The sequence below is a fragment of the Bacillus cereus group sp. BfR-BA-01330 genome, assembly GCF_022663885.1.
In the GTDB taxonomy this organism is placed as follows: domain Bacteria; phylum Bacillota; class Bacilli; order Bacillales; family Bacillaceae_G; genus Bacillus_A; species Bacillus_A cereus.
Genome location: NZ_JAKUGK010000003.1, coordinates 373060 through 396555, shown reverse-complemented (window position 1 = coordinate 396555; position 23496 = coordinate 373060). Strand labels below are relative to the sequence as shown.

Genomic DNA, 23496 nt, shown 5'->3' with positions numbered 1-23496 from the left:
TAGATTACAACGTAAGAACAAGACAAATTTTCAACGAGAGTAGGGTGAGATTTAATTGGCAAAATATCTTTATAAGTTAGGACATTGGGCAGTAAATCATAGGAAAAAGGTTGTATTCAGTGCACTCGCAATTCTTATTGCATTTGTGCTTATTGGAGTCAACATGGGTTCCTCTTTCAATGATGAGATGAGCATTCCGAATACACCGGCAGATAAAGCAGGAAAAGTAATTGAAAAAGAGTTTAAAGCGATGCAACCAGCAGGTGCACAAGTAAAAGTAGTATTTCAAGCACCAAAAAACGAAACCTTGGAGTCAGCGGAAGTACAACAGAAAATTGCAGAAGTTCTAGGTGAGATTAAAAAAGATTCAGCTGTTGATTCTGTGGCAGCACCGATGCAACTGCAGAACCTTAGTGAAAATAAGAAAATCGGATATGCAGTTGTTACGTACAAAGTGAAAGCGGAAAAGGTCACAGAAGCTTCTAAGGATAAGATTTTAGATAGTATTGAAACAACAAGAGATGCCGGCATTCAAACGGAGCTATCAGGAGGCGATATTAAGTTTTCCGACTCAGAGACTTCAGGTATGACTGAAATTGTTGGAGTACTTGTTGCCTTCGTAGTCCTGACATTTACTTTTGTATCTTTTCTAGCAGCTGGACTGCCGATTCTCACTGCGATAATCGGATTAGCGATTGGAATGCTAGGAATCATGATTGGAACCAATTATGTGGAAATCCAATCTGTTTCCTTAACATTAGCTGCCATGCTGGGACTCGCAGTAGGCATTGACTATGCGCTTTTCATTATCAATCGCTTTAGACAGCAACTCGCACAAGGAGATTCTGTTCCAGAATCTATTGCCATTGCAACGGGAACAGCGGGAAGTGCCGTAATCTTTGCAGGATTAACTGTTATTATTGGTCTTTTGGGACTGTCTGTTACAAAGATTCCATTCCTAATAGCGATGGGCGTATCCGCTGCTTTTACTGTGTTCATAGCTGTGGTGGTTTCCGTCGTCATATTACCGGCCATATTAGGAATTATCGGCCATAAGATTGCCCCATCTAAACAAAATCGATTCTTGGAAAAGATGACTGGGGCAGGTAAGAAACGCACTGGTTCAAATAAATGGGGGGAATTTGTCGTAAGACGTCCTCTGGTTGTTTCGATTTTCGCAATCGGACTACTTGCAGTGATTACGATTCCATTTTTCCATATGAACCTTGGGCTGCTTTCTGATGGAACATCAAAGTCCACAGAAACGACAGAACGAAGAGCATATGATTTATTGAGGGAAGCATATGGAGAAGGAATTCATGCCTCTTTAGCGGTAGTGGCAAAATCGGAGGAAGCAACAGCTGAAACGCAAAATGTTATGAACACCATTGCAAAAGAATTGGGTAACCTATCTGACGTGAAAAGTGTGACACCAGCTATCCCTGGTCCTTCTGGAAAGATTTATATGATTTCCGTCACACCAAAAACAGGACCTGACGATACAAAGACGAAGAATTTGGTAAATGCGATTCGGGACAAATCAAACCAGACCGAGAAAGAAAATGGAATTGAACTAATGGTAACGGGCACAGCAGCGATGAATATTGATATTGTGCAAAAGCTGAGTGATGCCTTGCCAGTTTTCGCTGCTCTTATTGTGGGACTCGCATATGTACTCTTAGTTCTAGTGTTTAGATCTCTACTCATTCCATTAAAAGCAGTATTAGGATTTCTACTTTCTCTTGGTGCTACGTTGGGAGCCGTGGTATTTTTCGTGCAGGATGGGCATTTCCAAAATTTATTTGGTTTCCCAGCTGCCAGTCCAATCTTAGCTTTCTTGCCTGTTATTCTGATTGGCATCCTGTTCGGACTTGCCATGGACTATGAGGTGTTCCTAGTGAGCAAGATGCGGGAAGTATATACGCATACAGGCGACCCGAAGAGAGCTATTTTAGAAGGAATGCGAGAGAGCGGTAAAGTCGTAGTCTCAGCAGGATTAATTATGATGGCTGTATTTATTGGATTCATGTTGGCACCTGATAGCATCATTAAATCCATAGGCATGGCTCTTACATTCGGTGTTTTCTTCGACGCATTCATCGTGAGAATGACAATCGTACCTGCGGTCATGGCTCTCATGGGTAAGTCAGCCTGGTACTTGCCAAAATGGCTGGATAAAATTTTGCCTAACATTGATGTTGAAGGAGAAAGCATTATACATCACATGGAAAACAAAAGTGAAAAGATATATAAACAGAACAGTTAAAGTTAATTCATAGTTGTATTCATAAAAAAACCGCTTCCCTATAAAAGAGAAGCGGTTTTTTAGAGAAAGTATAGATTTTCCTTCGCTAATTATGTAAATATATAAAAGGACATGATTGCTGTAAATGTGTGCCATTTCCTTTGTCTCCCATTGGGGATTTACCGCCATTTTTCAAGTTATAAATAGGGAGGAATATAAAAAGTGAAAAAGAAACAACAAAAACAATCAACCTCTTGGCGTCCTAGAGGTTTTATTCAATGGTTTCTGACAGTTCTTACAGTACTAGCATTAGCTTTTATTGGTAGTTTGGCATATTATATTTGGAATCCATCAGATTTTAATGTCACATTAAGAATTTCTAATATAATGAGTCTTTTTGCAATGCTTGCATTGCAAATGCCAATGTTTTTAGTAATTCTAACATTATTTATAATTGTGCTATTAATATTAGCTGTATGGAAAAAAGCTTTAATCGCTCGAGCATTGTTGATTCCTCAATTATTACTAGTATTATTTTTAATAATAGAGCCAATTACTCAGACGTTAAACTATGCTAAAAACGAGAATGTTTCCGTTTCACTTAGTTCTCATTTTTTTGGTAAGACAGAGATAACATCAAAAGTCACACAGGACGTTGTATACGGTACAACCTCTGATAGTGTGGAATTAAAGCTTGATGTGTGGCCAGCTCATGGAGACTCAAAAAAATCACTTCACCCCGCTGTTATCATGTTACATGGAGGCGGCTGGGTTGAGGGTGATAAAGGTGGTTCACCTCATTGGTATCAAAGACTTAGTGAATTAGGATATACTGTTTTTGATGTACAATATCGTATGCCACCTCATGCGGGATGGAAGGATGAAGTAGGTGATGTAAAATCAGCAATAGGATGGGTAGTAGAACATGCGGATACTTACAAAATTGATCCTAAAAAAATAAATGTAATGGGGCAATCAGCAGGGGGGAATCTAGCTATGCTAGCCGCCTATAGTATGGGGGATGAACAGTTACCACCTTCTACTAGCGTTTCACCGGTACCTATTAACTCTGTGATTAATATATACGGTCCGTCTGATATGACAGAGTTTTACAAGAATAAACGAAGTCCTGACTACGCGGAAGATGTATTGAAAAAGTATATAAAGGGTACACCTTCACAATTCCCTGATCGTTACAAAATACTCTCTCCGATCAGTTACATTAATGAAAATACACCTCCTACTATTTCATTTTATGGAACAAGTGACCGAGTTGTCCCAGATGAACAAGGTAAATCTTTAGACAGGAAGCTGAGAGAAAATAACGTTTCACATGAATTCTATCTTCTTCCAGGAGCTGATCACGTTTTTGATGTAAAATCAGGTAGCTTGAATACGCAATTTGCTTTTGAAAAAGTAAAAGCCTTTCTTCAAAAATACAATTAATAAATATAGGTAAAAACAATTTAAGAAGGTTTGTTTGCATCATTGTAAAATATAAAAATAAATGAAACACGCATTTTGAAAAAACTTAATCAAAATGCGTGTTTTTAGTATAAATCTAGTAATTTTATCAATGGGTACAAGTTGCACTTCTAAATTGTGGAAATTCAATGAATATCATATACACGTAAGGTAGTCATTTCCCTGTCAAGTAGACAATAATAAAGATACGGTTTAAAATCTTTTATTTTTGGAAGCATTAGTTTACCACAAACAAAAAGAACCATAACCTCGCCAACCTGGCAAAGTTATGGTTCATATCATACAAAATAAAAAACCACCAAATATGTATTGGTGGAGACGGTGGGAGTCGAACCCACGTCCAAAAATATCGGCACTTAAGCTTCTACGAGTGTAGTCGATATATTAGCATTTCGCGAACTCTTCGGCCTATCGACAGGCTTCCAAGTTGCTAGTCTGGTTGTTCTCTTCCTTTGTCCTCAGACGGCGAACTCCGGCGTAGTCCACTTAGTTTGAGTCCCTTACCCTACCACATGGACGATGGAGGGAGGAACCTTTAGTGCAATTAAGCAGCTAAAGAAAGATTGTTTTGTTTGCCAATTATAGGCTTTGACGTTTTAACGAGGCCGATCCCCTCGACTCGCAACCTAAGCTCGAACTATCCCTGTCGAATCCGTAACGTCCCCATGATAAAAATGGAGCATACGAAGAAAATATCGTGATAGCTACTAAGAGCTGTTTTTCAATGTGCAACAACCTTACATAAATTATTATAACATACGCGCTCCATTTTACAAATGTAAATATCTGTATTACATCTTTTGGCGATCACGGAACGCGCGTGCAATTTCACGTTTAGCTTCTTTCTCTTTTAAATCGTGACGTTTATCGTATTGCTTCTTACCTTTTGCTAAACCAAGTGCCATCTTTGCAAATCCATTTTTCAAATAAATTCTAAGTGGAACTAATGCGTAACCTGTTTCTTTCGCAGCGCCCGCTAGTTTATCAATTTCTTTTTTATGCAGAAGTAATTTTCTCGTACGAAGTGGATCATGGTTGAAACGATTCCCTTGTTCGTACGTATTAATGTGCATATTATGAACCCATACTTCACCATTATGTACACGTGCAAACGCATCTTTCAAGTTTACGCGTCCAGCGCGAATCGACTTAATTTCCGTTCCTTGAAGGACAAGCCCTGCTTCGTATGTTTCTTCGATGAAATAATCATGAAATGCTTTTTTATTCTGTGCAATAACCTTACCTGTACCCTTTGGCATATAACGTCCCTCCTCTATTTTTACTATTGTAACAAATGTTAATAAAAAGCGAAAGTGGCTCGCTCAGAATCTTTGGACATTGGAACTCCCGACAGAGGAGCGCTTTTTGCTTCATCCGAGGGAGTGAAATGGCCAACAGATTCTAGCCACTGTAGCTAGATTCCATCAAAAAGCGAAAGTGGCTCGCTCAGAATGTGAGATGGATGGAGCTTCTGACCTTGAGGCGCTCTTTGCCTCTCGGGAAGAAGTGAAGCCGCCGAACATTCTAGCCACTGTAGCTGGATTCCGATAAAAAGCGAAAGTGGCTCGCTCTCAAGCCACGAAGAAAAAAGAAAACGGCCCCGCTTTTCATCAAAGCGAAGCCACTCTTTTCTTACTTACGCTTTTTCTTTTTCTTCTTGAATCCTGGTACGTTTTCGAAGAATGCTTTTTTCTTCTTACCGTTACCATCTTTTTTTCCCGGCTGGCTAGCAGAAGCGGATGCAGATGCAGATCCTCTTCCTTTTCCTTTACCACCACGGTCAAATTTTCTACCTGTGCCACGTTCACCGCCGCGCTCATTACTGCGCTCGCTACGTCCACCGCGTTTCTTTCTGCCTGTTCTTGGCTGCTCGATAACGACTGGACGATCTTTGAACTTACGGCGAGGTGTGCCTTTCATGCCAACGATTTCAAAGTCGATTGCACGCTCGTCTTTGTTTACCTTAATAACGCGAATTGTAATTTCGTCACCGATGCGGAATACGTTTCCTGTACGTTCTCCGATCATAGCGAAATGTTGCTCGTCATAACGGTAGTAATCATCCGTTAAATAACTAACGTGTACAAGACCTTCAATTGTATTTGGAAGCTCTACGAATAAACCGAAGTTTGTTACAGAGCTAATCATACCGTCATACTCTTCACCGATCTTATCAACCATATACTCTGCTTTTTTCATCTCATCTGTTTCACGCTCTGCTTCAACAGCACGACGTTCCATATTAGAAGAATGCTCTGCAATCTCAGGTAATTTTTCACGCCATTTTGCTTGCGTTTCGTTGTCGACTTTACCGTTAATAATGTATTCACGAATTAATCTATGAACGATTGTATCTGGGTAACGACGAATTGGTGATGTGAAGTGTGTGTAGAACTCAGTTGATAAACCGAAATGTCCTAAACTATCCGCATCGTAACGAGCTTGCTTCATAGAACGAAGCATAACTGTTGAAATAACTACTTCTTCTGGCTGTCCTTGAACCATTTCAAGAATTTGTTGTAGCGCGCGAGGATGCACTTCATTCGCACGTCCTTTTACGGCATATCCGAAGTTCGTTACAAACTCGAAGAAACGCTCTAGCTTATCTTCTTTCGGATCTTCATGGACACGGTACATAAACGGTACGTTCATCCAGTGGAAGTGCTCTGCTACTGTTTCATTCGCAACAAGCATAAATTCTTCAATTAACTTCTCTGATACAGAACGATCGCGCATAACAACATCAGTCGGTTTTCCTTCTTCATCTACTAATACTTTCGCTTCTTTAAAGTCAAAGTCAATTGCACCACGGCGCATACGTTTTTCACGTAGAATTTGTGCCAATTGCCCCATCTCTTTAAACATCGGTACTAATGGCTCATAACGCTTAATTAACTCTTCGTCCTCATCTTCTAAAATGCTTCTTACGTCAGCATACGTCATACGCTCTGTCGTTTTAATCACACTTTGGAAAATCTCGTGTTTAACAACATCACCTAAGTTGTTGATTTCCATTTCACAAGATAATGTCAGACGGTCTACTTTCGGATTTAATGAACAAATACCGTTAGATAGACGGTGTGGAATCATCGGAATTACACGGTCAACAAGATACACACTCGTCGCTCTTTCCGCTGCTTCAACATCAATTGGAGAACCTTCTTGAACGTAATGACTTACGTCCGCAATGTGAACGCCAAGCTTGTAGTTACCGTTCTCGAGCTTCGTTACTGTAACAGCATCATCTAAATCTTTTGCATCTGCACCATCAATCGTTACGATCATTTGGTCACGTAGGTCGCGGCGATCTTTTAAATCTTCTTCTGAAATCGTTTCTGGTACACTGTTTGCATGCTCCATCACTTCCTCAGGGAATGCTAAAGGTAAATGATGTTTATGAATGACAGATAAAATATCTACTCCTGGATCATTTTTATGACCTAGAATTTGAATAACTTCACCTTCTGCGCTTAAACGATTCTCTGGATAGCTCGTAATTTTCACAACTACTTTATGACCTTCTACAGCACCCATTGATGCGCTTTTCAAGATAAAGATATCACTCGTCCAGCGCTTATTGTCAGGTATAACAAATCCAAAGTTTTTCGATTCTGTATATGTACCAACTAGTTCTTTCGTTCCACGTTCTAAAATGCGTACAATAGACCCTTCTTGACGTGAACCACTCGATTGGGAACTAAGGCGTGCTAATACTGTATCGCCATGAAGTGCACCGTTTAATTCTGTAGGCGGGATGAAAAGATCATCGTCTCCTGTTTTCTTCTCATCTGGTACAACGAATGCAAAACCACGTGCATGTCCAATTAACTTACCGCGTATTAAATTCATCTTTTCAGGAAGACCGTAACGGTTGCTACGAGTACGAATAACAAGTCCCTTTTCTTCCATCGTTACAAGTGCCTTTACGAAATCTTTAAAGCCCTCAGAACCTTCAATCCCAAATGCCTCTTCTAACTCTTGTATCGTTAGCGGTTTATACGCTTCTTCTCTCATAAATAATAACAACTTATCAATATGTTCTTGTATGATTTCTTCCAAGCAAAAATACCTCCTTTAAAACCTTATATTATTTAGTGTATCCGAAAGATAGGGGATGTATAAAGTGAAACTTCAATACTCCCCTTATGATTTTTACAGTTTTCACAAAAAATTCCTTATGAAAAAAAGAGGCAACTAGATCTTACCAATCTAGTTGCTCCAAGAAGTTATATACATCCTCATGTAGCTCGTCACGTTGTTTATCAAGTGTAATGACATGCGTAGAGTCTTCATACCATTTAATGTCTTTTAACGTAGATTCTACACCGTTATAAATAATGTTAGCACTATCTGTATTAATCATTTCGTCATGACGTGCTTGTACAACAAATGTTGGTGCATAAATCATATCCACATTGTTACGTACGTCAGCAATTAATTGTTGTAATGCTTTTAATGTATTCATCGGTGTCTTTTGGAATTCCAACATTTCTTGTTCAATTTGTTCAGGTGATTTTTGCTCACGTTTTTTATATTCGCGGGCATATGCCAATATACCTTGGTACATCGTTTCTTCGCTCTTAATATACATCGGTGCACACATTGGTACTACACCTAAAACCGGTACTGTATAACCTAATTTTAAAGAAAATACGCCGCCAAGTGACAATCCAACAACAGCAATTTTCTCAAAACCTTTATCTTTTAAAAGCTGATATGCCTCCGTTACATCTTGCCACCAATCTGTAGGCCCTGTATGAACAAGCTCTTCTGGTGGTACACCGTGCCCTTTATAAATTGGCGCATGACAAGTATAGCCCTTCTTTTCTAAGAAACGCCCTAACATACGTACATCAGCTGAGTTCCCTGTGAATCCATGTAGTAATAAAACAGCGCGGTCTCCACCCTCAAATGTAAATGGTTTCGGAGATGCTAATTTCATCATGTATTTCTCCTCTTTCTCTTCTGTAATCTAGTCGTATTCTTTCTATATCTAGTGTACCATATTTGTATTTCTATAATCTAATTAGAAACATCTTTCAAATAGCAAAACAAAAAAAGAAGAACCATTAGTACCATTCACTAACGCTTCTTCTTTCAATTCTATAAATTGAAGTACGTAACACCAATTGTTAATACAAAGAACAATACAGCTAAAACAATTGTAATACGGTTTAATACCGCTTCAATTCCACGTGCCTTTTGCTTACCAAATAATTGCTCCGCACCGCCTGAAATTGCACCTGAAAGGCCTGAGCTATTACTAGATTGCATAAGTACCATAACAATCATTAAAATCGATACAATAATAAGTAAAACTGATAATAACGTATGCACTTGGCGTACCTCCTACAAAGATTCAGTTATTGTAACTGTAGCATAAATTCTATAGAAAAGCGAGAGCTATAGAGGCGCTCTCGCTTTTCTTCTATTACATAAACATCATCGCAAATAACGGTCCAAGTAAACATGTCAAAATTGCTGTTAATGTCATTGTTACCGATCCAATAACACCTTCATGTTCGTTATTTTTCATCGCTCTCATCACGCCCATAATATGAGAAGCACATCCAAATCCGATACCTTTACCAACTGAGTTTGTAACACGGCTCCATTTTAATAAAAGGGGTCCTGTAATCGTTCCAGTAATACCTGCGATAACAACGAAAGCTGCTGTTAAGGAAGGTACACCACCGACTTGCTCTGAAACACTCATCGCAACTGGCATTGTCACCGATTTTGGTAATGACGATAAGATTAAGCTTTTATCCGTTCCCATAAGTGAAGCAATCGCAAAATCACTAGCGATTGCAACTGTTGTACCTACTAATACCCCGCCAGCAATCGGTACAACATATTTTTGCAGAACATGACGTTGTTTATAAAGAGGAATTGCAAATGCTACAACACCGGGTCCAAGTAGCTTTGCAATCCAGCCACCACCACTTTCCATATAATGTTGATATGGTATATCAAGCACGATAAATAGGAAAGCCATTAATCCAGTTGCTACAAGCATTGGAATGGTGAATGGTGTTGGAAATAATTTATAGATTTTTTTAGATAATTGATATAATAGCACCGTAAAAAGAACCCAACCGACTCCGATTAATATTTGGCTCATCGCGACTCTCTTTCCTTCCTATTCGCAAGATATTGTCCTGTATGTCCTGCGACAATAATAATTAAAAACGTACTCGCTACAACTGTAATGAAAAGAGAAATTCCTTTACTCATAAAAAAAGCACCGTAATTCATTAGGCCAAGCGTTGGCGGAATTAATAAAAACGGCATAATAGCAACGAGTGTTTCTGCTCCTAAATCGAACCATTTCACTGGAAGAACTTTTAGGCTAAGTAAAACAAGTAAGAGGAACATTCCAATCAAACTTCCTGGAATCGGAATATTTAACATTTCTTGCACCCAAGTTCCAACCATATAAAACACGTAAAGAGCAGCAATTTGGACAAGAATCTTTGTAAATTTCATGTTCATCATCCCTCATGTTTATACGATCTTCTGTTAATATCTTTATCATAGTATAAATTGTAAAAAGCTGCAATTTATCAACTTGACAGCAAAAACAGCCTATGTTATACGCTTACAACCTTGATATGACTGCATTTCCAAATGAAAATTACGTCAAAAACCTTGACCTAATATAAAAAGTTTTTATTTTCTGAATTTAAAAGACTATTATTTCAATAAAATAATCTTTTTATCCTTAAACTTACATATATATAAAGTGAAACTTTAATCAATGAGATTTCCCCTCATCCTTATTGATTATTAGCCCTCACCAAGCCGGTTTGTACGGGATAAACAAGATAGGTGGTGAACATATGCCCAAAAAAGTTCTCATTTTTTGTGATCCTGGGATTGATGATACGATGGCTCTCCTCTTAGCATTCTTTATCGATGAAATAGAAATCGTCGGTATCGTTGCTGATTACGGCAATGTTTCAAAAAAAATGGCAGTAGAAAATGCTCATTTTCTTACAAACGAAGTAAAGGATAGAAACATCAAAATCTTTGGTGGATCAGAACGGCCAATTACTGGTGCCCCTCCTGCTTTTTTTACAGATGTACATGGGAAACAGGGGCTTGGGCCAATTATTCCAAAGGTGAATATAACTAACGGAGAAATGGAGAATTTTTTTGAAGTTATTCCTCTTATTGAACAGTATAAAGATGAATTAATTATTGTGAGTTTAGGAAGACTTACCTCCCTAGCAATTTTGTTTATCATGTGCAAACAGTTAATGAAACAAATTAAATCTTACTATGTAATGGGCGGTGCCTTTTTACATCCTGGTAATGTTACCCCTATTTCCGAAGCAAACTTTTATGGCGATCCTACTGCCGCTAATATAGTCCTTCAATCCACAGCTAACATGTACATATACCCATTAAACGTCACTCAATACTCCATCATTACACCAGAAATGGCAGAATACATTGAGGCAAAAGGAAAAGCTCCACTTGTCAAACCGTTATTTGATCATTATTACTACGGATATTATAAAGACACCCTACCACATTTAAAGGGGAGCCCCTTCCATGACACAATACCAATACTCGCTTTACTTGATAACTCTATGTTTACCTATCACAAATCACCTATCGTTGTCATGACAGAATCTTATGCACAAGGGGCAAGCATTGGCGAATTTCGCTCTTTAGGAGAATCTAAACCATTTATTGATTGGCCGAGTCATCAAATAGCAATTGATTTTGATTATAACCGCTTCTTCAAACATTTCATGTCACTTATGACGGGTGAACAATTTTAGCATAAAAAAACAGACCGTGATTTCTCACGGTCTGTCGTTTATTTTCTACAATTATCGTTTGATGTTATAGAAAGATTTGATACCATCGTAAACAGCGATTTCGCCTAGTTCGTCTTCGATGCGTAATAATTGGTTGTACTTAGCAATACGGTCAGTACGGCTCATAGAACCAGTTTTGATTTGGCCAGCGTTAGTTGCAACTGCGATGTCAGCGATTGTAGCATCTTCAGTTTCACCAGAACGGTGAGATACAACTGCTGTGTAACCAGCACGTTTAGCCATTTCGATAGCTTCGAAAGTCTCAGTTAAAGTACCGATTTGGTTAACTTTAATTAAGATTGAGTTAGAGATACCTTTTTCGATACCTTCAGCAAGTTTTTGAGTGTTAGTTACGAATAAATCATCACCAACTAATTGTACTTTATCACCGATACGCTCAGTTAATAATTTGTGACCATCCCAGTCGTTTTCGTCTAAACCATCTTCGATAGAGATGATTGGGAAGTCTTTGCAAAGCTCTTCATAGAAATCAACCATTTCTGCAGAAGTTAAGCCAGTACGGCCTTCGCCTGCAAGGTCATATTTACCAGTTTCTTTGTTGTAGAACTCAGAAGAAGCAACGTCCATTCCTAAGAATACGTTCTCGCCAGCTTTGTAACCAGCTTTTTCGATAGCTTCGATGATTACTTCTAGAGCTTCACGGTTAGAACCAAGGTTTGGAGCGAATCCACCTTCGTCACCTACTGCAGTGTTAAGACCTTTGTCATGTAATACAGCTTTAAGTGCATGGAATACTTCAGCACCCATACGGATTGATTCTTTGAATGTTGGAGCACCAACTGGTAAGATCATGAACTCTTGGAAGTCAACGTTGTTATCAGCGTGAGAACCACCGTTGATGATGTTCATCATTGGAGTTGGTAATTGTTTTGCATTGAATCCACCAAGGTAACGGTATAATGGAAGACCTACGAAGTCAGCTGCTGCGTGAGCTACTGCCATAGATACACCAAGGATAGCGTTAGCGCCTAGTTTACCTTTGTTTGGAGTGCCATCTAATTCGATCATAGCACGGTCGATACCAGCTTGGTCAGTTACATCGAAACCTTCGATTTCTGGAGCGATAATTTCGTTAACGTTGTTTACTGCGTTAATAACACCTTTACCAAGGTAACGAGATTTGTCACCGTCACGTAATTCTACTGCTTCGTGTTCACCAGTAGATGCACCACTTGGTACGATAGCGCGTCCGAAAGCGCCGCTTTCTGTATAAACTTCTACTTCTACAGTTGGGTTACCACGAGAGTCAAGGACTTCGCGAGCATAAACATCAATAATTGTTGGCATAATAAATTCTCTCCTTTTTATATAAGCAAATTATTTAATAATTGTTTTACCTGTCATTTCTTTCGGTTGTTCCACATTTAAAAGTGTAAGCATTGTTGGAGCGATATCTCCTAAAATACCACCTTCACGAAGCTCTACATCATTTTTTGTAACGATGAAAGGAACCGGGTTAGTTGTATGAGCTGTCATAGGACCGCCATCAGCAGTTAACTCCTGATCAGCATTACCATGGTCAGCAGTAATAAGTGCTACACCATCTTTTGCAAGAATCGCTTCTACAACTTTTCCTAAACATTCGTCAGTTGCTTCTACTGCTTTAATTGTTGGTTCCATCATCCCAGAATGGCCAACCATATCACAGTTCGCAAAGTTAAGAATGATAACATCATGTTTATCATTTTCGATTTCATTTACTAAAGCGTCCGTTACTTCGTAAATGCTCATTTCAGGTTTCAAGTCATACGTTGCAACCTTTGGTGAGTTAATTAAGATGCGTTCTTCTCCTGGGAATTCAGCCTCACGACCACCGCTAAAGAAGAATGTAACGTGCGGATACTTTTCAGTTTCCGCGATGCGAAGTTGCTTTAATCCCGCTTGCGCAACAACTTCACCTAAAGTGTTATCAAGGTTCATTGGCTTGAATGCCACGTATCCATCTACAGTTTCACTGAAGTGTGTCATACATACGAATTCTGGAATGTGAGGTACTTTTTCACCACGATCGAACTCACGGAAGTCTTCGTTTGTAAATACACGAGCAATTTGAATTGCACGGTCTGGACGGAAGTTATAGAAGATAACTGCATCATCATCATTGATTGTTGCAACTGGCGTGTTATCTTCGTTAACAATTACAGACGGCAATACGAATTCATCATAGATACCGTTCGCATAAGAGTCTTCTACACACTCTTCTGCTGATTTATAAGTAGGGCCTTCACCATTCACCATAGCACTGTAACATTTTTCTACGCGATCCCAACGCTTGTCACGGTCCATAGAGTAATAACGACCAGAGATAGTCGCGAATTGTCCTACTCCTGTTTCTTTAATTACTTCATTCGTTGCATCGATATAACCTTTTGCTGTTTGTGGTCCAACATCGCGGCCGTCTAAGAATGCATGGATATAAACTTTCTCCACGCCTTCTTTTGCTGCTAAGCGAAGAAGAGCAAACATATGGTTCATGTGACTGTGCACACCACCGTCAGAAAGTAAACCGAATAAATGAAGTGCAGTACCTTTTTCTTTTACGCTTTTAATTGCATTTTGGAAAGTTTCGTTCTTATCGAACTCACCTTCACGAATTGCAACGTTAACGCGTGTTAAGCTTTGATATACTACGCGGCCAGCACCGATATTTAAGTGACCAACCTCAGAGTTACCCATTTGACCTTCTGGAAGACCTACCGCCTCACCACAAGCTGTAAGCGTTGTATGAGGGAATTTGTTCCAGTAACCATCAAAATTAGGTTTCTTAGCTTGTGCTACAGCATTCCCGTAAGTTTCTTCACGAAGTCCGAAACCGTCAAGAATGATTAAAGCTGTTGGCTTTCTCATTTTACCGCCCCCAGAAGACCTAAGAACGAAGCAGGCTCTAAGCTAGCACCGCCAACTAAAGCGCCGTCGATGTCAGATTGTGCCATATACTCTTTAATGTTTTCTGGTTTTACGCTACCGCCGTATTGGATACGAACAGCTTCTGCAGCTTCTGGAGAAACAGCTTCTGCAACAACTTTACGGATGTGCGCACATACTTCGTTTGCATCTGCAGAAGAAGAAGATTTACCTGTACCGATAGCCCAGATTGGCTCATAAGCGATAACAGTTGCTTTAACTTGCTCTTCTGTTAAACCTGCAAGTGCTTTTGTCACTTGACCTGCTACTAGATCAAATGTTTTTCCGCTTTCGCGCTCTTCTAAAGTCTCACCACAACATACGATTGGTGTTAAACCATGTTCAAATGCTGCGATAGTCTTTTTGTTTACTGATTCGTCTGTTTCAGCAAACATTTCACGACGCTCAGAGTGGCCAAGTACTACATAGCCAACTTTTAAGTCGCTAAGTGCTACTGGGCTAATTTCGCCAGTGAATGCACCATTTTTTTCGAAGTGCATGTTTTGTGCACCTACTTGTAAGTCAGTTCCTTCAGTTGCTGCTACAAGACGCTCTAAGAATAGAGCTGGAGAGCAAACTACTGCATCAACAGCTGAAGCTGCTGGGATTTGACCTTTAACTTCCTCTACGAAGCTAACTGCTTCAGATAGAGTTTTATTCATTTTCCAGTTACCTGCGATAATTGGTTTACGCATGCTTTGCACCGTCCTTTTTCTTTGGCTGCTACTTATTTGTCGTTAAGACAAACTACACCTGGAAGCTCTTTACCTTCCATGAATTCTAATGACGCACCGCCGCCAGTAGAAATGTGGCTCATTTTATCAGCCATACCGAATTTTTCAACAGCTGCTGCAGAGTCACCACCGCCGATAACAGAGTATGTATCTTCTGCATCTGCTAATGCTTGTCCTACTGCTTTTGTACCTTCTGCGAATGGAGTCATTTCGAATACACCCATTGGTCCATTCCATACAACAAGCTTAGAATTTTTAATTACATCTGCATAAATTTCACGTGTTTTAGGACCGATGTCCACGCCTTCCCAGTTAGAAGGGATAGAGTCGATACCAACAATTTTAGTTGTTGCAGTTTCAGAGAATTCCTCAGTGATTACAACATCAACTGGCATGTAGAAGTTTACGCCTTTTTCTTTTGCAAGTTGCATAAATTCTTTAGCTAGTTCAATCTTGTCGTCTTCACATAGAGATAGACCAATTTCATGACCTAAAGCTTTAACGAATGTGTAAGCAAGTCCGCCACCGATGATTAAGTTATCTACTTTGTCTAATAGATGACGAATTACACCGATTTTATCTTTTACTTTCGCACCACCGATGATAGCTGTAAATGGACGTTCTGGGTTAGAAAGTGCTTTACCAAGTACATCTAACTCTTTTTCCATTAATAGACCAGATACTGCTGGTAGGTAGTCTGCGATACCTGCTGTAGAAGCATGAGCACGGTGAGCTGCACCGAATGCATCGTTTACGAAGATGTCAGCAAGTGCTGCAAATTCTTTCGCAAGTTCTGCATCGTTCTTTTCTTCGCCCGCATAGAAACGTACGTTTTCAAGAACTAATACGTCGCCTTCGTTCATTGCTGCAACCATTTCTTGTGCAACTGGTCCGAATGCTTCGTCCGCTTTTTTAACATCTTTACCAAGAAGCTCGCCTAAACGTGCTGCTACTGGAGTAAGACGTAATTCTTCTACTGCTTGACCTTTTGGACGGCCTAAGTGGCTTGCTAAAATAACTTTCGCACCTTGCTCTACTAAATATTGAATTGTAGGAAGAGCTGCACGGATACGAGTTTCATCTGTAATTTTGCCTTCTTTCATAGGTACGTTGAAATCAACGCGGCAAAATACACGCTTACCTTTTAAATCTACGTCACGAATTGATTTTTTGTTCATTGGATTTCCCTCCGACTACTAGTTAGGATTGACAAAACCCATTCAAAAGCTTAACACATTTGCTTTTAAAACGAAAGAAGAGAGAGAGGGAACAAACCCTCTCCCTCGTTTTGTCATTGATAACTTATATAATTAAGAATTAAAGACCTTTTGAAGTCATGTAAGCTGCTAAGTCTACTACGCGGTTAGAGTAACCAGTTTCGTTATCGTACCAAGAAAGTACTTTAACCATGTTACCTTCCATTACCATTGTAGATAATGCATCGATTGTAGAAGAAGCTGTACATCCGTTATAGTCGATAGATACTAATGGCTCTTCGCTGTATCCAAGGATACCTTTTAATTCGCCTTCAGCTGCTGCTTTGAATGCTGCATTTACTTCTTCAACTGTTACTTCTTTGTCAAGTTCAACAACTAGGTCAACTAGAGAAACGTTAGCAGTTGGAACACGTACAGCGCCACCGTTTAATTTACCTTTAAGTTCTGGTAATACTAATGCTACAGCTTTAGCTGCACCAGTAGATGTTGGGATCATGTTTTCAGCTGCTGCACGAGCACGACGTAAATCTTTGTGTGGTAAGTCTAAGATTTGTTGGTCGTTAGTGTAAGAGTGAATTGTTGTCATCATTCCGCGTTTTACGCCGAATTTTTCGTTTAATACTTTAGCGAATGGAGCTAGACAGTTTGTAGTACAAGAAGCGTTAGATACTACGTTGTGGTTAGCTGCATCGTATTGTTCGTGGTTAACACCCATAACTACAGTGATATCTTCGTCAGAAGCTGGAGCTGAGATGATAACTTTCTTAACTGATCCACCTAAGTGTTTCTCAGCGTCTGATTTTTTAGTGAAACGGCCAGTAGATTCTACTACTACTTCTACTCCGTAGTCGCTCCATGGTAATTGAGCTGGGTCACGCTCAGCGATAACTTTAATTTCTTTACCGTTAACAACGATGCTGTTTTCGTTAGCAGATACTTCTGCATTTAAAGTTCCGTGAACTGTGTCATATTTTAAAAGGTGAGCTAATGTTTTAGCATCTGTTAAGTCGTTGATTGCTACTACTTCTACCTCAGAGTTGTTAAGAGCTGCGCGGAATACGTTACGTCCGATACGTCCAAATCCATTAATACCAATTTTAGTCATTTGAATTTCCTCCTTGGGGGATTATATTAAAGGGTAAAACCCTTTGTTAACTGTTTTGCTGCACCTTCATCTGTAATTAGAATTGAAGTGTGCCCTTGTTTAATTACAGCCTGTATTGCTTTTGCCTTTGAAGAACCTCCAGCGACTGCAACAACGTGAGATACATTTTGTAAATCCTCTAGTTGCATACCAACTGTTCTTACTTTATGAACAACATTTCCTTCTTCATTAAAGTAGTAACCGAAAGCTTCGCCAACTGCTTCGCTTGCCTGAATCTTTAACCAATCTGCTTCTGAAGTACTTCTACGACGTGCCATTGTTAACGCATCACCTATTCCATGAATGACGATATTGGAAGATCGAATCAACTCAAGAACTTCTTTCACGGAAGGCTCTGTCACAATAGACGCATATGCTTCGCTACTAACATGGTCTGGAACATACAATAAGCGATAATTACTCATCGTATTTTGCGCCATCTTGGCACAAATGGTATTGGCTTCTAATTCGACGCCTTCTCCAATTCCACCACGTGCTGGGACAAATAGCATATGTAAATCTTTGCAATCAAGTTGCATCATGTCCGCAGCAGCAGCTAGCGTAGTTCCTCCAGCCACAGCAACGATATTATTCGCTGTCAGACGGTCTTTTATACAAGTCACACAAGCACGGCCCATCTCCAGTTTGACCCAAGGTGATTCATCACTATCACCAGGGACAACGAAAACTTCATCCAAGTCTAATGTTTCCTTAAGTTGCTTTTCTAAAACCTTTAACCCGGAAATTTCTTTCATAAAGTCTTCCAAAGCAAGAACTAAAGCTGTTCCTTCTTCTGTCAAAGTCATTCCAGAAGAAGCGACGTGAACTAAGTTTTGTTCTTTCAAAACTTGAACTTCACTTCGCAATACTCGTTCTGTCATACCGAGACTTGCTGATAAGTTTCTTCTTCCAATCGGCTGCATGAGCCTAATGTATTGAAGAATTTGCATTCTCGTTTGCATAACAGGTAGCAGATCAGGTAATAATTTTTTTGTGTTCTGAATCCATGAGCGCATATCTTTTCTCCTCACTACATCGGTTCATTTTTCCTTCGTGGTCACTTTACGTCCCGTAGTGACATTTTGTGTCCCACATAGGTTAAAAAAATAATCCCTGCTACGTGTATTATTGTAACAGGAGATAGAAACTTATTCAACTCTTAACTGCATTCTTTATATAGTTTATTATGACACCTTTGTGAATGTTACCATATTCTACTTGTTTTCCGTCCATTTCTACAACCGGAATCATTAAGTGATATTTTTCTAAAAGGTCATTATCTTCATATATATCTATTTCCTCGATTTGAAAAGAATATTCACATTGTACTTCCTGTAAAACTTGTTTTGCCTTCACGCAAAGGCCACAATCTTTTTTAGTATACAGTACAACTTTCATCTTCTTCACCTATCCGATCGTTTTTCGTAATGACGAAGCTGGGATATGCATTTGTTCTCTATACTTCGCCACTGTTCTTCGAGAAATAACAATTTCATGCTCTTCTTCTAATAATTTTGAAATCTTTTGATCTGAAAGTGGCTTTTTCTTATCCTCTGCCCCAATTAACGTTTGAATAAATTGTTTTACACGTTTTGTAGAAACTGCTTCATCTTCAGTCGTCGAAACGGCATTGCTAAAGAACGATTTCATCTCAAATAAACCGTGTGGTGTTTGCACATATTTATTTCGCGTCGCACGACTAATTGTCGATTCATGCACACTTAACTCTTCAGCTACCTCTTTTAAAGCGAGAGGTCTTAAATACTCTGGACCTTTCCAGAAGAAATCACGTTGTTTTTCCATAATAATGTTCATTACTTGCAGCAATGTCTGTTTTCTCTGCTTCAAACTGCGCATAATCCACTGCACATGCTGATACTTCTCTGATACGTAAGATGCTACTTCACTTTCACTATTATTAAGAAGCGCACTATATTCAGAGTGAATTTCAATTCTCGGCATATTTCTCTCATTCATTTGTAAAACGAGGCGATCGCCATCTTTTTTCACCGCCATATCAGGCACAATATAAAGTGGTTTATCTGAAGAAAACGCAAGACCTGGTTTTGGTTGTAATGACGTTATACAATTTACCGCACTCTGTAATTCCTCATTACTACATTTCAACACTTGAACGAGCTTTCGCCAATCTTTCTTCACAAAATAAGCGAAATGATCTTCTACAACCTCTTCTGCTAATCCATTCCGTCTTTGTAAGCGCTTCAATTGCAAGGTTAAACATTCCTGAATATTACGCGCCCCTACCCCTGCTGGTTCCAGTGATTGGACAAGCTCTACAGAGCGGTCGACTACATGAATATGCGCAGAAAGGAGCTCTGCTAACTCTTCATTCGTTTCTTGTAAATATCCATTTCCATCCATGTTCATAATAATGAAAGAAGCTACTTTTCGCTCTTCTTCATCTATTTTATAATACTGTATTTGATTTAATAAATGTTGCTGAATCGTTGTAGAATCCACACTGTAGATCTCCATCTGATTCTCGACTTGTTTGCTGGTACTTTTACTGTTGTTAGAGCTCTTTTTCTTCTCCCTCTCAAAACCACCTAACTCAATAAGGGGATTCTCTAACGATTGCTCATACAAAAACTCCGATAATTCTTGTACATTATACTGGAGCATTGTAATCGCTTGCCTTAACTCTTGTGTCATTGCCAAACGTAAGCTTTGTTCTTGTAAAAGACTTGCCTTCAAACTAATCTCCCCCTTGTTTCTATTGTACAATAAGTTTGGTAAAAGGAGAATCCTCACGCAGACACCCATTCCAAAATATTATTAATTTATATGTATTAATGAGATTTACAACTTACAACCTAAATTTGAATAATATTGAAAGAAAATAATAAAATTAAAAATTATTATCAAGTACTAATAGTAAATCTTATTACTAGATATAACAAGAGGGAAATAAAAAAAGTCCTAACCTACAAAACGTAAGTTAGGACTTTTTGACGCGCCCAGAGGGATTCGAACCCCCGGCAGACGTGGTACCGGAAACCACCGCTCTATCCGACTGAGCTATGGGCGCATGATTATAGAAAACACTTCATTTTCTTCTCATAATAATAGCAATAAAATCCATCTAAATCAATAAAAATATCCCCGTAATACCTTATGCATCTTAGCTAAAAGCATATAAAATCTATTTCACCCCTAAATTTTCCAATCATAAATTCACCCCAACTCACAAATTATAATCTTTGAATTGATATTCCAAAGGGGGCTTCATTCAATGACTGTAATTACGAAACTAAAGCAAACTGTTTCTGGATTAAAAAGTGCACAAGCTAGCTTAGAGGGATTCGCTCTTGATACGGATAACCAACAAGCGAAGCAACTTTTCCAAACAGCTGCGCAGCAAACACAAACGATTATCGATTCTTTAAACCCACGCGTTGAAGAAGTCCAACAAGAAGAACCACAATACTCACAGCAATAACAAATCAGTCTTGCTGTGAAATAGAAAAAGGATGATATGCAGTCATCCTTTTTCTATCACATTACATATTGTAATAGAAATGGAATGATAATTATGCGAAAACTCGGCCTCATAACCGCATTATTTGCACTTCTATTTAGCTCTTTTACCGGATGTGATAATAGTCCTTTAGATAAAAAAGTGAAAGAAGAAGCAAAACGAACGGAGAAAGAAAAAGGTCCAAAGTTAACAAAGACGAGTACGGAATCCTTTAATCAATCTATATCACAAGGAGCGAAGAAAAGAGCTCTCGCTATGGATGAAATTATAAAAAGCACAGCAGTGAATTCAAATTTAGATCTCTACATAGCAGTTACACCCGAGCATCACGAAAGGTTTGGATTAAAACCTCTTCGTAAAAAGCTTCAAAAGCAGCTAAGTGATGAGCATCCTACTTTCGATGTTCGTGTCAGTACAGATAAAAAAATCTTTATGTTACTCGAAAAACTCGAAAGAAAAATTAAGGAAAAAGAAGTATCTAAAGATGAAATTAATAAACAATTAAAATTCATTGGTAAAAAAATGGAGTCTAACACTTAACGCTTTTTAAAAGAAAAGGAAGGATTGCAATGTCTAGTAAAGATAAAAACTTAACCCCTGTACAACAGGAGTATAAAAAATTCGAACAAGAACGCGAACCGAAAAGACCTGTCTTAAAAAATTGTATAAAAGCCTTTTTCGTCGGTGGTTTTATTTGCTTCATCGGACAACTCATTTCTACTTTTTATATCACATATTTTGATTTCACTGAACGCTCAGCAGGAAATCCGACAGTCGCAACTCTTATTTTCATTTCTATGTTACTAACTGGATTTGGTATATACGATCGTTTTGGGCAGTTTGCTGGTGCTGGCACAGCTGTACCTGTTACTGGATTTGGTAACTCTGTTATTGCCGCATGTATTGAGCATCGAACGGAAGGATTTGTCCTTGGCGTTGGCGGCAATATGTTTAAACTAGCTGGTTCTGTTATTTTATTTGGTGTATTTTCCGCTTTCGTCATCGCACTTATTAAAACTATTCTCGTTCAATGGGGAGGGCTATAAATGTTACAAGGACACCGAACGTGGGTATTTGAAAACAAACCAGTCATTATCTCAACAGGGGTTGTCGGTGGACCATTTGAAGCAAAGGGGAACATCCCAGAAGACTTCGATATCCTTCATGAAGATTTATGGCTTGGACAAGATTCCTATGAAAAAGCACATAAAATTTTATTCGAAGAAGCTTGTAGCCGCGCTACTGAAAAAGCAGAACTTCGTAAAGACGATATTCAATTCGTACTCGCAGGAGATTTAATTAATCAAATCACTCCAACAAGCTTTGCTTGCCGCACACTTGGCACTCCTTATCTCGGACTATTCGGGGCTTGCTCTACTTCTATGGAAGGTTTAGCACTTGGGGCAAGTATCGTAAATGCAAAAGGTGCAAAATATTTATTAACTGGAGCTTCAAGCCATAATACTGCTGTAGAAAAACAATTCCGCTACCCTACCGAATACGGCGGACAAAAGCCGCCTACTGCACAGTGGACAGTAACCGGAGCAGGAGCCGCTATTTTAAGCGATACTGGACACGGTCCAAGAGTAACCTCTGCAACAATCGGACGAGTGATTGATATGGGATTAACGGATCCGTTTAATATGGGAGGCGCAATGGCTCCAGCTGCAGTTGATACAATTGAAGCCCATTTACGTGAACGCCAAATTGATGCCTCTTACTACGATTTAATCGTAACAGGCGATCTCGGACATGTAGGACGCGAAATTGCTTATGACTTACTACATAAACACGGAACGAAAGTAACGAGCGAACAATTTCAAGATTGCGGAATTATCATTTACAGAGAAGGACAACCTGTCATAGCTGGTGCTAGCGGGCCTGGATGTTCCGCAACAGTCGTTTACGGTCATTTATTAAACCGAATGAAAAGAGGAGAGTTCAAAAAAATACTTGTCGTTGCGACAGGCGCTTTACTATCTCCACTTACATTCCAACAAGAAGAAACGATTCCGTGTATCGCTCATGCCGTTTCGATTGAATTTGGAGGTGCAACGCAATGATTTTTTTCTGGGCTTTCGTCATTGGCGGACTCATATGTGTAATCGGCCAACTTATGTTTGATGTCGGCAAACTAACACCCGCTCATACAATGGCAACACTCGTTGTTGCTGGAGCTATATTAGATGGATTTAATTTGTATGAGCCATTAATTGATTTCGCTGGAGCCGGGGCAACTGTACCTATTACAAGCTTTGGTAATGCCCTCGTTCATGGCGCAATGGAAGAAGCTGCAAAACATGGCATCGTTGGCGTTATTACCGGCATGTTTAAAGTAACGAGCGCCGGTGTATCAGCAGCTATTATTTTCGGCTTCATTGGAGCATTATTATTCAAACCGAAAGGATAAGAGGT

General features: G+C 39.2%; 22 protein-coding genes, 1 tRNA gene and 1 other RNA gene. 8 read left to right on the top strand and 16 right to left on the bottom strand.

Features of this window, described 5'->3' with window-relative positions; translation table 11 throughout:
* Positions 1-55: 55 nt before the first annotated feature.
* Both MR112_RS11060 and MR112_RS11055 read left to right on the top strand, forming a co-directional pair.
* Positions 56-2266: an MMPL family transporter gene (locus MR112_RS11060; RefSeq protein WP_242244953.1), complete on the top strand. Its 2211-nt coding sequence runs from the start codon at positions 56-58 to the stop codon at positions 2264-2266.
* Positions 2267-2467: 201 nt separating this feature from the next.
* On the top strand, positions 2468-3691 hold the full coding sequence (locus MR112_RS11055) for an alpha/beta hydrolase fold domain-containing protein (RefSeq protein WP_163093247.1): 1224 nt from the start codon (positions 2468-2470) through the stop codon (positions 3689-3691).
* Between the two features lie 349 nt (positions 3692-4040).
* Here the strand turns inward: MR112_RS11055 and ssrA are convergent.
* From ssrA to MR112_RS11020, 7 genes are all read right to left on the bottom strand, one after another.
* Positions 4041-4395, bottom strand: a transfer-messenger RNA (tmRNA) gene (ssrA, locus tag MR112_RS11050).
* 126 nt (positions 4396-4521) lie between these two features.
* Positions 4522-4989: an SsrA-binding protein gene (gene smpB, locus MR112_RS11045; protein WP_001123919.1), complete on the bottom strand. Its 468-nt coding sequence runs from the start codon at positions 4987-4989 to the stop codon at positions 4522-4524.
* Between the two features lie 373 nt (positions 4990-5362).
* Positions 5363-7789, bottom strand: coding sequence for a ribonuclease R (gene rnr, locus MR112_RS11040; RefSeq protein WP_242244952.1), 2427 nt, complete (start codon positions 7787-7789; stop codon positions 5363-5365).
* Positions 7790-7931: 142 nt separating this feature from the next.
* Positions 7932-8672, bottom strand: coding sequence for a carboxylesterase (gene estA / locus MR112_RS11035; protein ID WP_000761986.1), 741 nt, complete (start codon positions 8670-8672; stop codon positions 7932-7934).
* Positions 8673-8833: 161 nt separating this feature from the next.
* Complete coding sequence (secG, locus tag MR112_RS11030) at positions 8834-9067, bottom strand: preprotein translocase subunit SecG (protein WP_000557264.1); 234 nt, start codon at positions 9065-9067, stop codon at positions 8834-8836.
* Positions 9068-9161: 94 nt separating this feature from the next.
* Positions 9162-9854: an LrgB family protein gene (locus tag MR112_RS11025; RefSeq protein WP_000078309.1), complete on the bottom strand. Its 693-nt coding sequence runs from the start codon at positions 9852-9854 to the stop codon at positions 9162-9164.
* Entirely contained in the window at positions 9851-10219 is a 369-nt protein-coding gene (locus MR112_RS11020; RefSeq protein ID WP_000673222.1) for a CidA/LrgA family holin-like protein, read from the bottom strand. The genes MR112_RS11025 and MR112_RS11020 overlap by 4 nt, the downstream gene beginning before the upstream one ends.
* 353 nt (positions 10220-10572) lie before the next feature.
* Here MR112_RS11020 and MR112_RS11015 point away from each other — a divergent pair, with 353 nt between their 5' ends.
* Positions 10573-11523 carry a nucleoside hydrolase gene (locus tag MR112_RS11015; RefSeq protein ID WP_071740929.1) on the top strand — a complete coding sequence of 317 codons (951 nt, stop codon included), beginning with the start codon at positions 10573-10575 and terminating at the stop codon, positions 11521-11523.
* A 51-nt stretch (positions 11524-11574) separates the two neighbouring features.
* Here MR112_RS11015 and eno read toward each other — a convergent pair whose 3' ends face one another.
* The 9 genes from eno to MR112_RS10970 form a co-directional block, all read right to left on the bottom strand.
* Positions 11575-12870 (bottom strand): phosphopyruvate hydratase, encoded by a 1296-nt coding sequence (gene eno / locus MR112_RS11010; protein ID WP_001142111.1) that lies wholly within the window; start codon positions 12868-12870, stop codon positions 11575-11577.
* A 30-nt stretch (positions 12871-12900) separates the two neighbouring features.
* Positions 12901-14430, bottom strand: coding sequence for a 2,3-bisphosphoglycerate-independent phosphoglycerate mutase (gene gpmI / locus MR112_RS11005; protein WP_001231158.1), 1530 nt, complete (start codon positions 14428-14430; stop codon positions 12901-12903).
* On the bottom strand, positions 14427-15182 hold the full coding sequence (tpiA, locus tag MR112_RS11000) for a triose-phosphate isomerase (protein ID WP_001231038.1): 756 nt from the start codon (positions 15180-15182) through the stop codon (positions 14427-14429). Before tpiA ends, gpmI begins: the two co-directional genes overlap by 4 nt.
* Before the next feature lie 32 nt (positions 15183-15214).
* On the bottom strand, positions 15215-16399 hold the full coding sequence (locus MR112_RS10995; RefSeq protein ID WP_001036331.1) for a phosphoglycerate kinase: 1185 nt from the start codon (positions 16397-16399) through the stop codon (positions 15215-15217).
* A gap of 139 nt (positions 16400-16538) precedes the next feature.
* Positions 16539-17543 carry a type I glyceraldehyde-3-phosphate dehydrogenase gene (gene gap, locus MR112_RS10990; RefSeq protein WP_000161236.1) on the bottom strand — a complete coding sequence of 335 codons (1005 nt, stop codon included), beginning with the start codon at positions 17541-17543 and terminating at the stop codon, positions 16539-16541.
* 26 nt (positions 17544-17569) lie between these two features.
* Complete coding sequence (gene cggR / locus MR112_RS10985; protein WP_001258185.1) at positions 17570-18598, bottom strand: gapA transcriptional regulator CggR; 1029 nt, start codon at positions 18596-18598, stop codon at positions 17570-17572.
* A gap of 136 nt (positions 18599-18734) precedes the next feature.
* The gene (locus tag MR112_RS10980; RefSeq protein ID WP_000869730.1) at positions 18735-18980 is read right to left on the bottom strand and encodes a glutaredoxin family protein; all 246 of its coding nucleotides are present in this window, start codon (positions 18978-18980) and stop codon (positions 18735-18737) included.
* Between the two features lie 9 nt (positions 18981-18989).
* Complete coding sequence (gene rpoN, locus MR112_RS10975; RefSeq protein ID WP_000647953.1) at positions 18990-20297, bottom strand: RNA polymerase factor sigma-54; 1308 nt, start codon at positions 20295-20297, stop codon at positions 18990-18992.
* 258 nt (positions 20298-20555) lie between these two features.
* Positions 20556-20631: transfer RNA gene (locus MR112_RS10970), tRNA-Arg, on the bottom strand.
* A gap of 204 nt (positions 20632-20835) precedes the next feature.
* On the opposite strand from MR112_RS10970, the gene MR112_RS10965 reads away from it, so the two are divergent.
* The 5 genes from MR112_RS10965 to spoVAE all read left to right on the top strand — a co-directional run bounded on the left by MR112_RS10965 (position 20836) and on the right by spoVAE (position 23491).
* Positions 20836-21042, top strand: coding sequence for a DUF1657 domain-containing protein (locus MR112_RS10965; protein WP_000216166.1), 207 nt, complete (start codon positions 20836-20838; stop codon positions 21040-21042).
* 93 nt (positions 21043-21135) lie between these two features.
* Complete coding sequence (locus MR112_RS10960; RefSeq protein WP_001228545.1) at positions 21136-21621, top strand: YhcN/YlaJ family sporulation lipoprotein; 486 nt, start codon at positions 21136-21138, stop codon at positions 21619-21621.
* Positions 21622-21650: 29 nt separating this feature from the next.
* Positions 21651-22127, top strand: a complete 477-nt coding sequence (gene spoVAC / locus MR112_RS10955) for a stage V sporulation protein AC (RefSeq protein WP_000095399.1) — start codon at positions 21651-21653, stop codon at positions 22125-22127.
* Positions 22128-23144 (top strand): stage V sporulation protein AD, encoded by a 1017-nt coding sequence (gene spoVAD, locus MR112_RS10950; protein ID WP_000938970.1) that lies wholly within the window; start codon positions 22128-22130, stop codon positions 23142-23144.
* The gene (spoVAE, locus tag MR112_RS10945) at positions 23141-23491 is read left to right on the top strand and encodes a stage V sporulation protein AE (RefSeq protein ID WP_000575919.1); all 351 of its coding nucleotides are present in this window, start codon (positions 23141-23143) and stop codon (positions 23489-23491) included. The genes spoVAD and spoVAE overlap by 4 nt, the downstream gene beginning before the upstream one ends.
* Positions 23492-23496: the final 5 nt, after the last annotated feature.

Coding starts and splice junctions, on each gene's coding strand:
- tpiA (WP_001231038.1), bottom strand. CDS start 15,182: ATGCGTAAACCAATTATCGCAGGTAACTGGAAAATGAATAAAACTCTA.
- spoVAC (WP_000095399.1), top strand. CDS start 21,651: ATGTCTAGTAAAGATAAAAACTTAACCCCTGTACAACAGGAGTATAAA.
- spoVAD (WP_000938970.1), top strand. CDS start 22,128: ATGTTACAAGGACACCGAACGTGGGTATTTGAAAACAAACCAGTCATT.
- estA (WP_000761986.1), bottom strand. CDS start 8,672: ATGAAATTAGCATCTCCGAAACCATTTACATTTGAGGGTGGAGACCGC.
- MR112_RS10995 (WP_001036331.1), bottom strand. CDS start 16,399: ATGAACAAAAAATCAATTCGTGACGTAGATTTAAAAGGTAAGCGTGTA.
- smpB (WP_001123919.1), bottom strand. CDS start 4,989: ATGCCAAAGGGTACAGGTAAGGTTATTGCACAGAATAAAAAAGCATTT.
- gap (WP_000161236.1), bottom strand. CDS start 17,543: ATGACTAAAATTGGTATTAATGGATTTGGACGTATCGGACGTAACGTA.
- MR112_RS10960 (WP_001228545.1), top strand. CDS start 21,136: ATGCGAAAACTCGGCCTCATAACCGCATTATTTGCACTTCTATTTAGC.
- MR112_RS11020 (WP_000673222.1), bottom strand. CDS start 10,219: ATGAAATTTACAAAGATTCTTGTCCAAATTGCTGCTCTTTACGTGTTT.
- MR112_RS10980 (WP_000869730.1), bottom strand. CDS start 18,980: ATGAAAGTTGTACTGTATACTAAAAAAGATTGTGGCCTTTGCGTGAAG.
- MR112_RS11015 (WP_071740929.1), top strand. CDS start 10,573: ATGCCCAAAAAAGTTCTCATTTTTTGTGATCCTGGGATTGATGATACG.
- gpmI (WP_001231158.1), bottom strand. CDS start 14,430: ATGAGAAAGCCAACAGCTTTAATCATTCTTGACGGTTTCGGACTTCGT.
- eno (WP_001142111.1), bottom strand. CDS start 12,870: ATGCCAACAATTATTGATGTTTATGCTCGCGAAGTCCTTGACTCTCGT.
- MR112_RS10965 (WP_000216166.1), top strand. CDS start 20,836: ATGACTGTAATTACGAAACTAAAGCAAACTGTTTCTGGATTAAAAAGT.
- spoVAE (WP_000575919.1), top strand. CDS start 23,141: ATGATTTTTTTCTGGGCTTTCGTCATTGGCGGACTCATATGTGTAATC.
- cggR (WP_001258185.1), bottom strand. CDS start 18,598: ATGCGCTCATGGATTCAGAACACAAAAAAATTATTACCTGATCTGCTA.
- MR112_RS11025 (WP_000078309.1), bottom strand. CDS start 9,854: ATGAGCCAAATATTAATCGGAGTCGGTTGGGTTCTTTTTACGGTGCTA.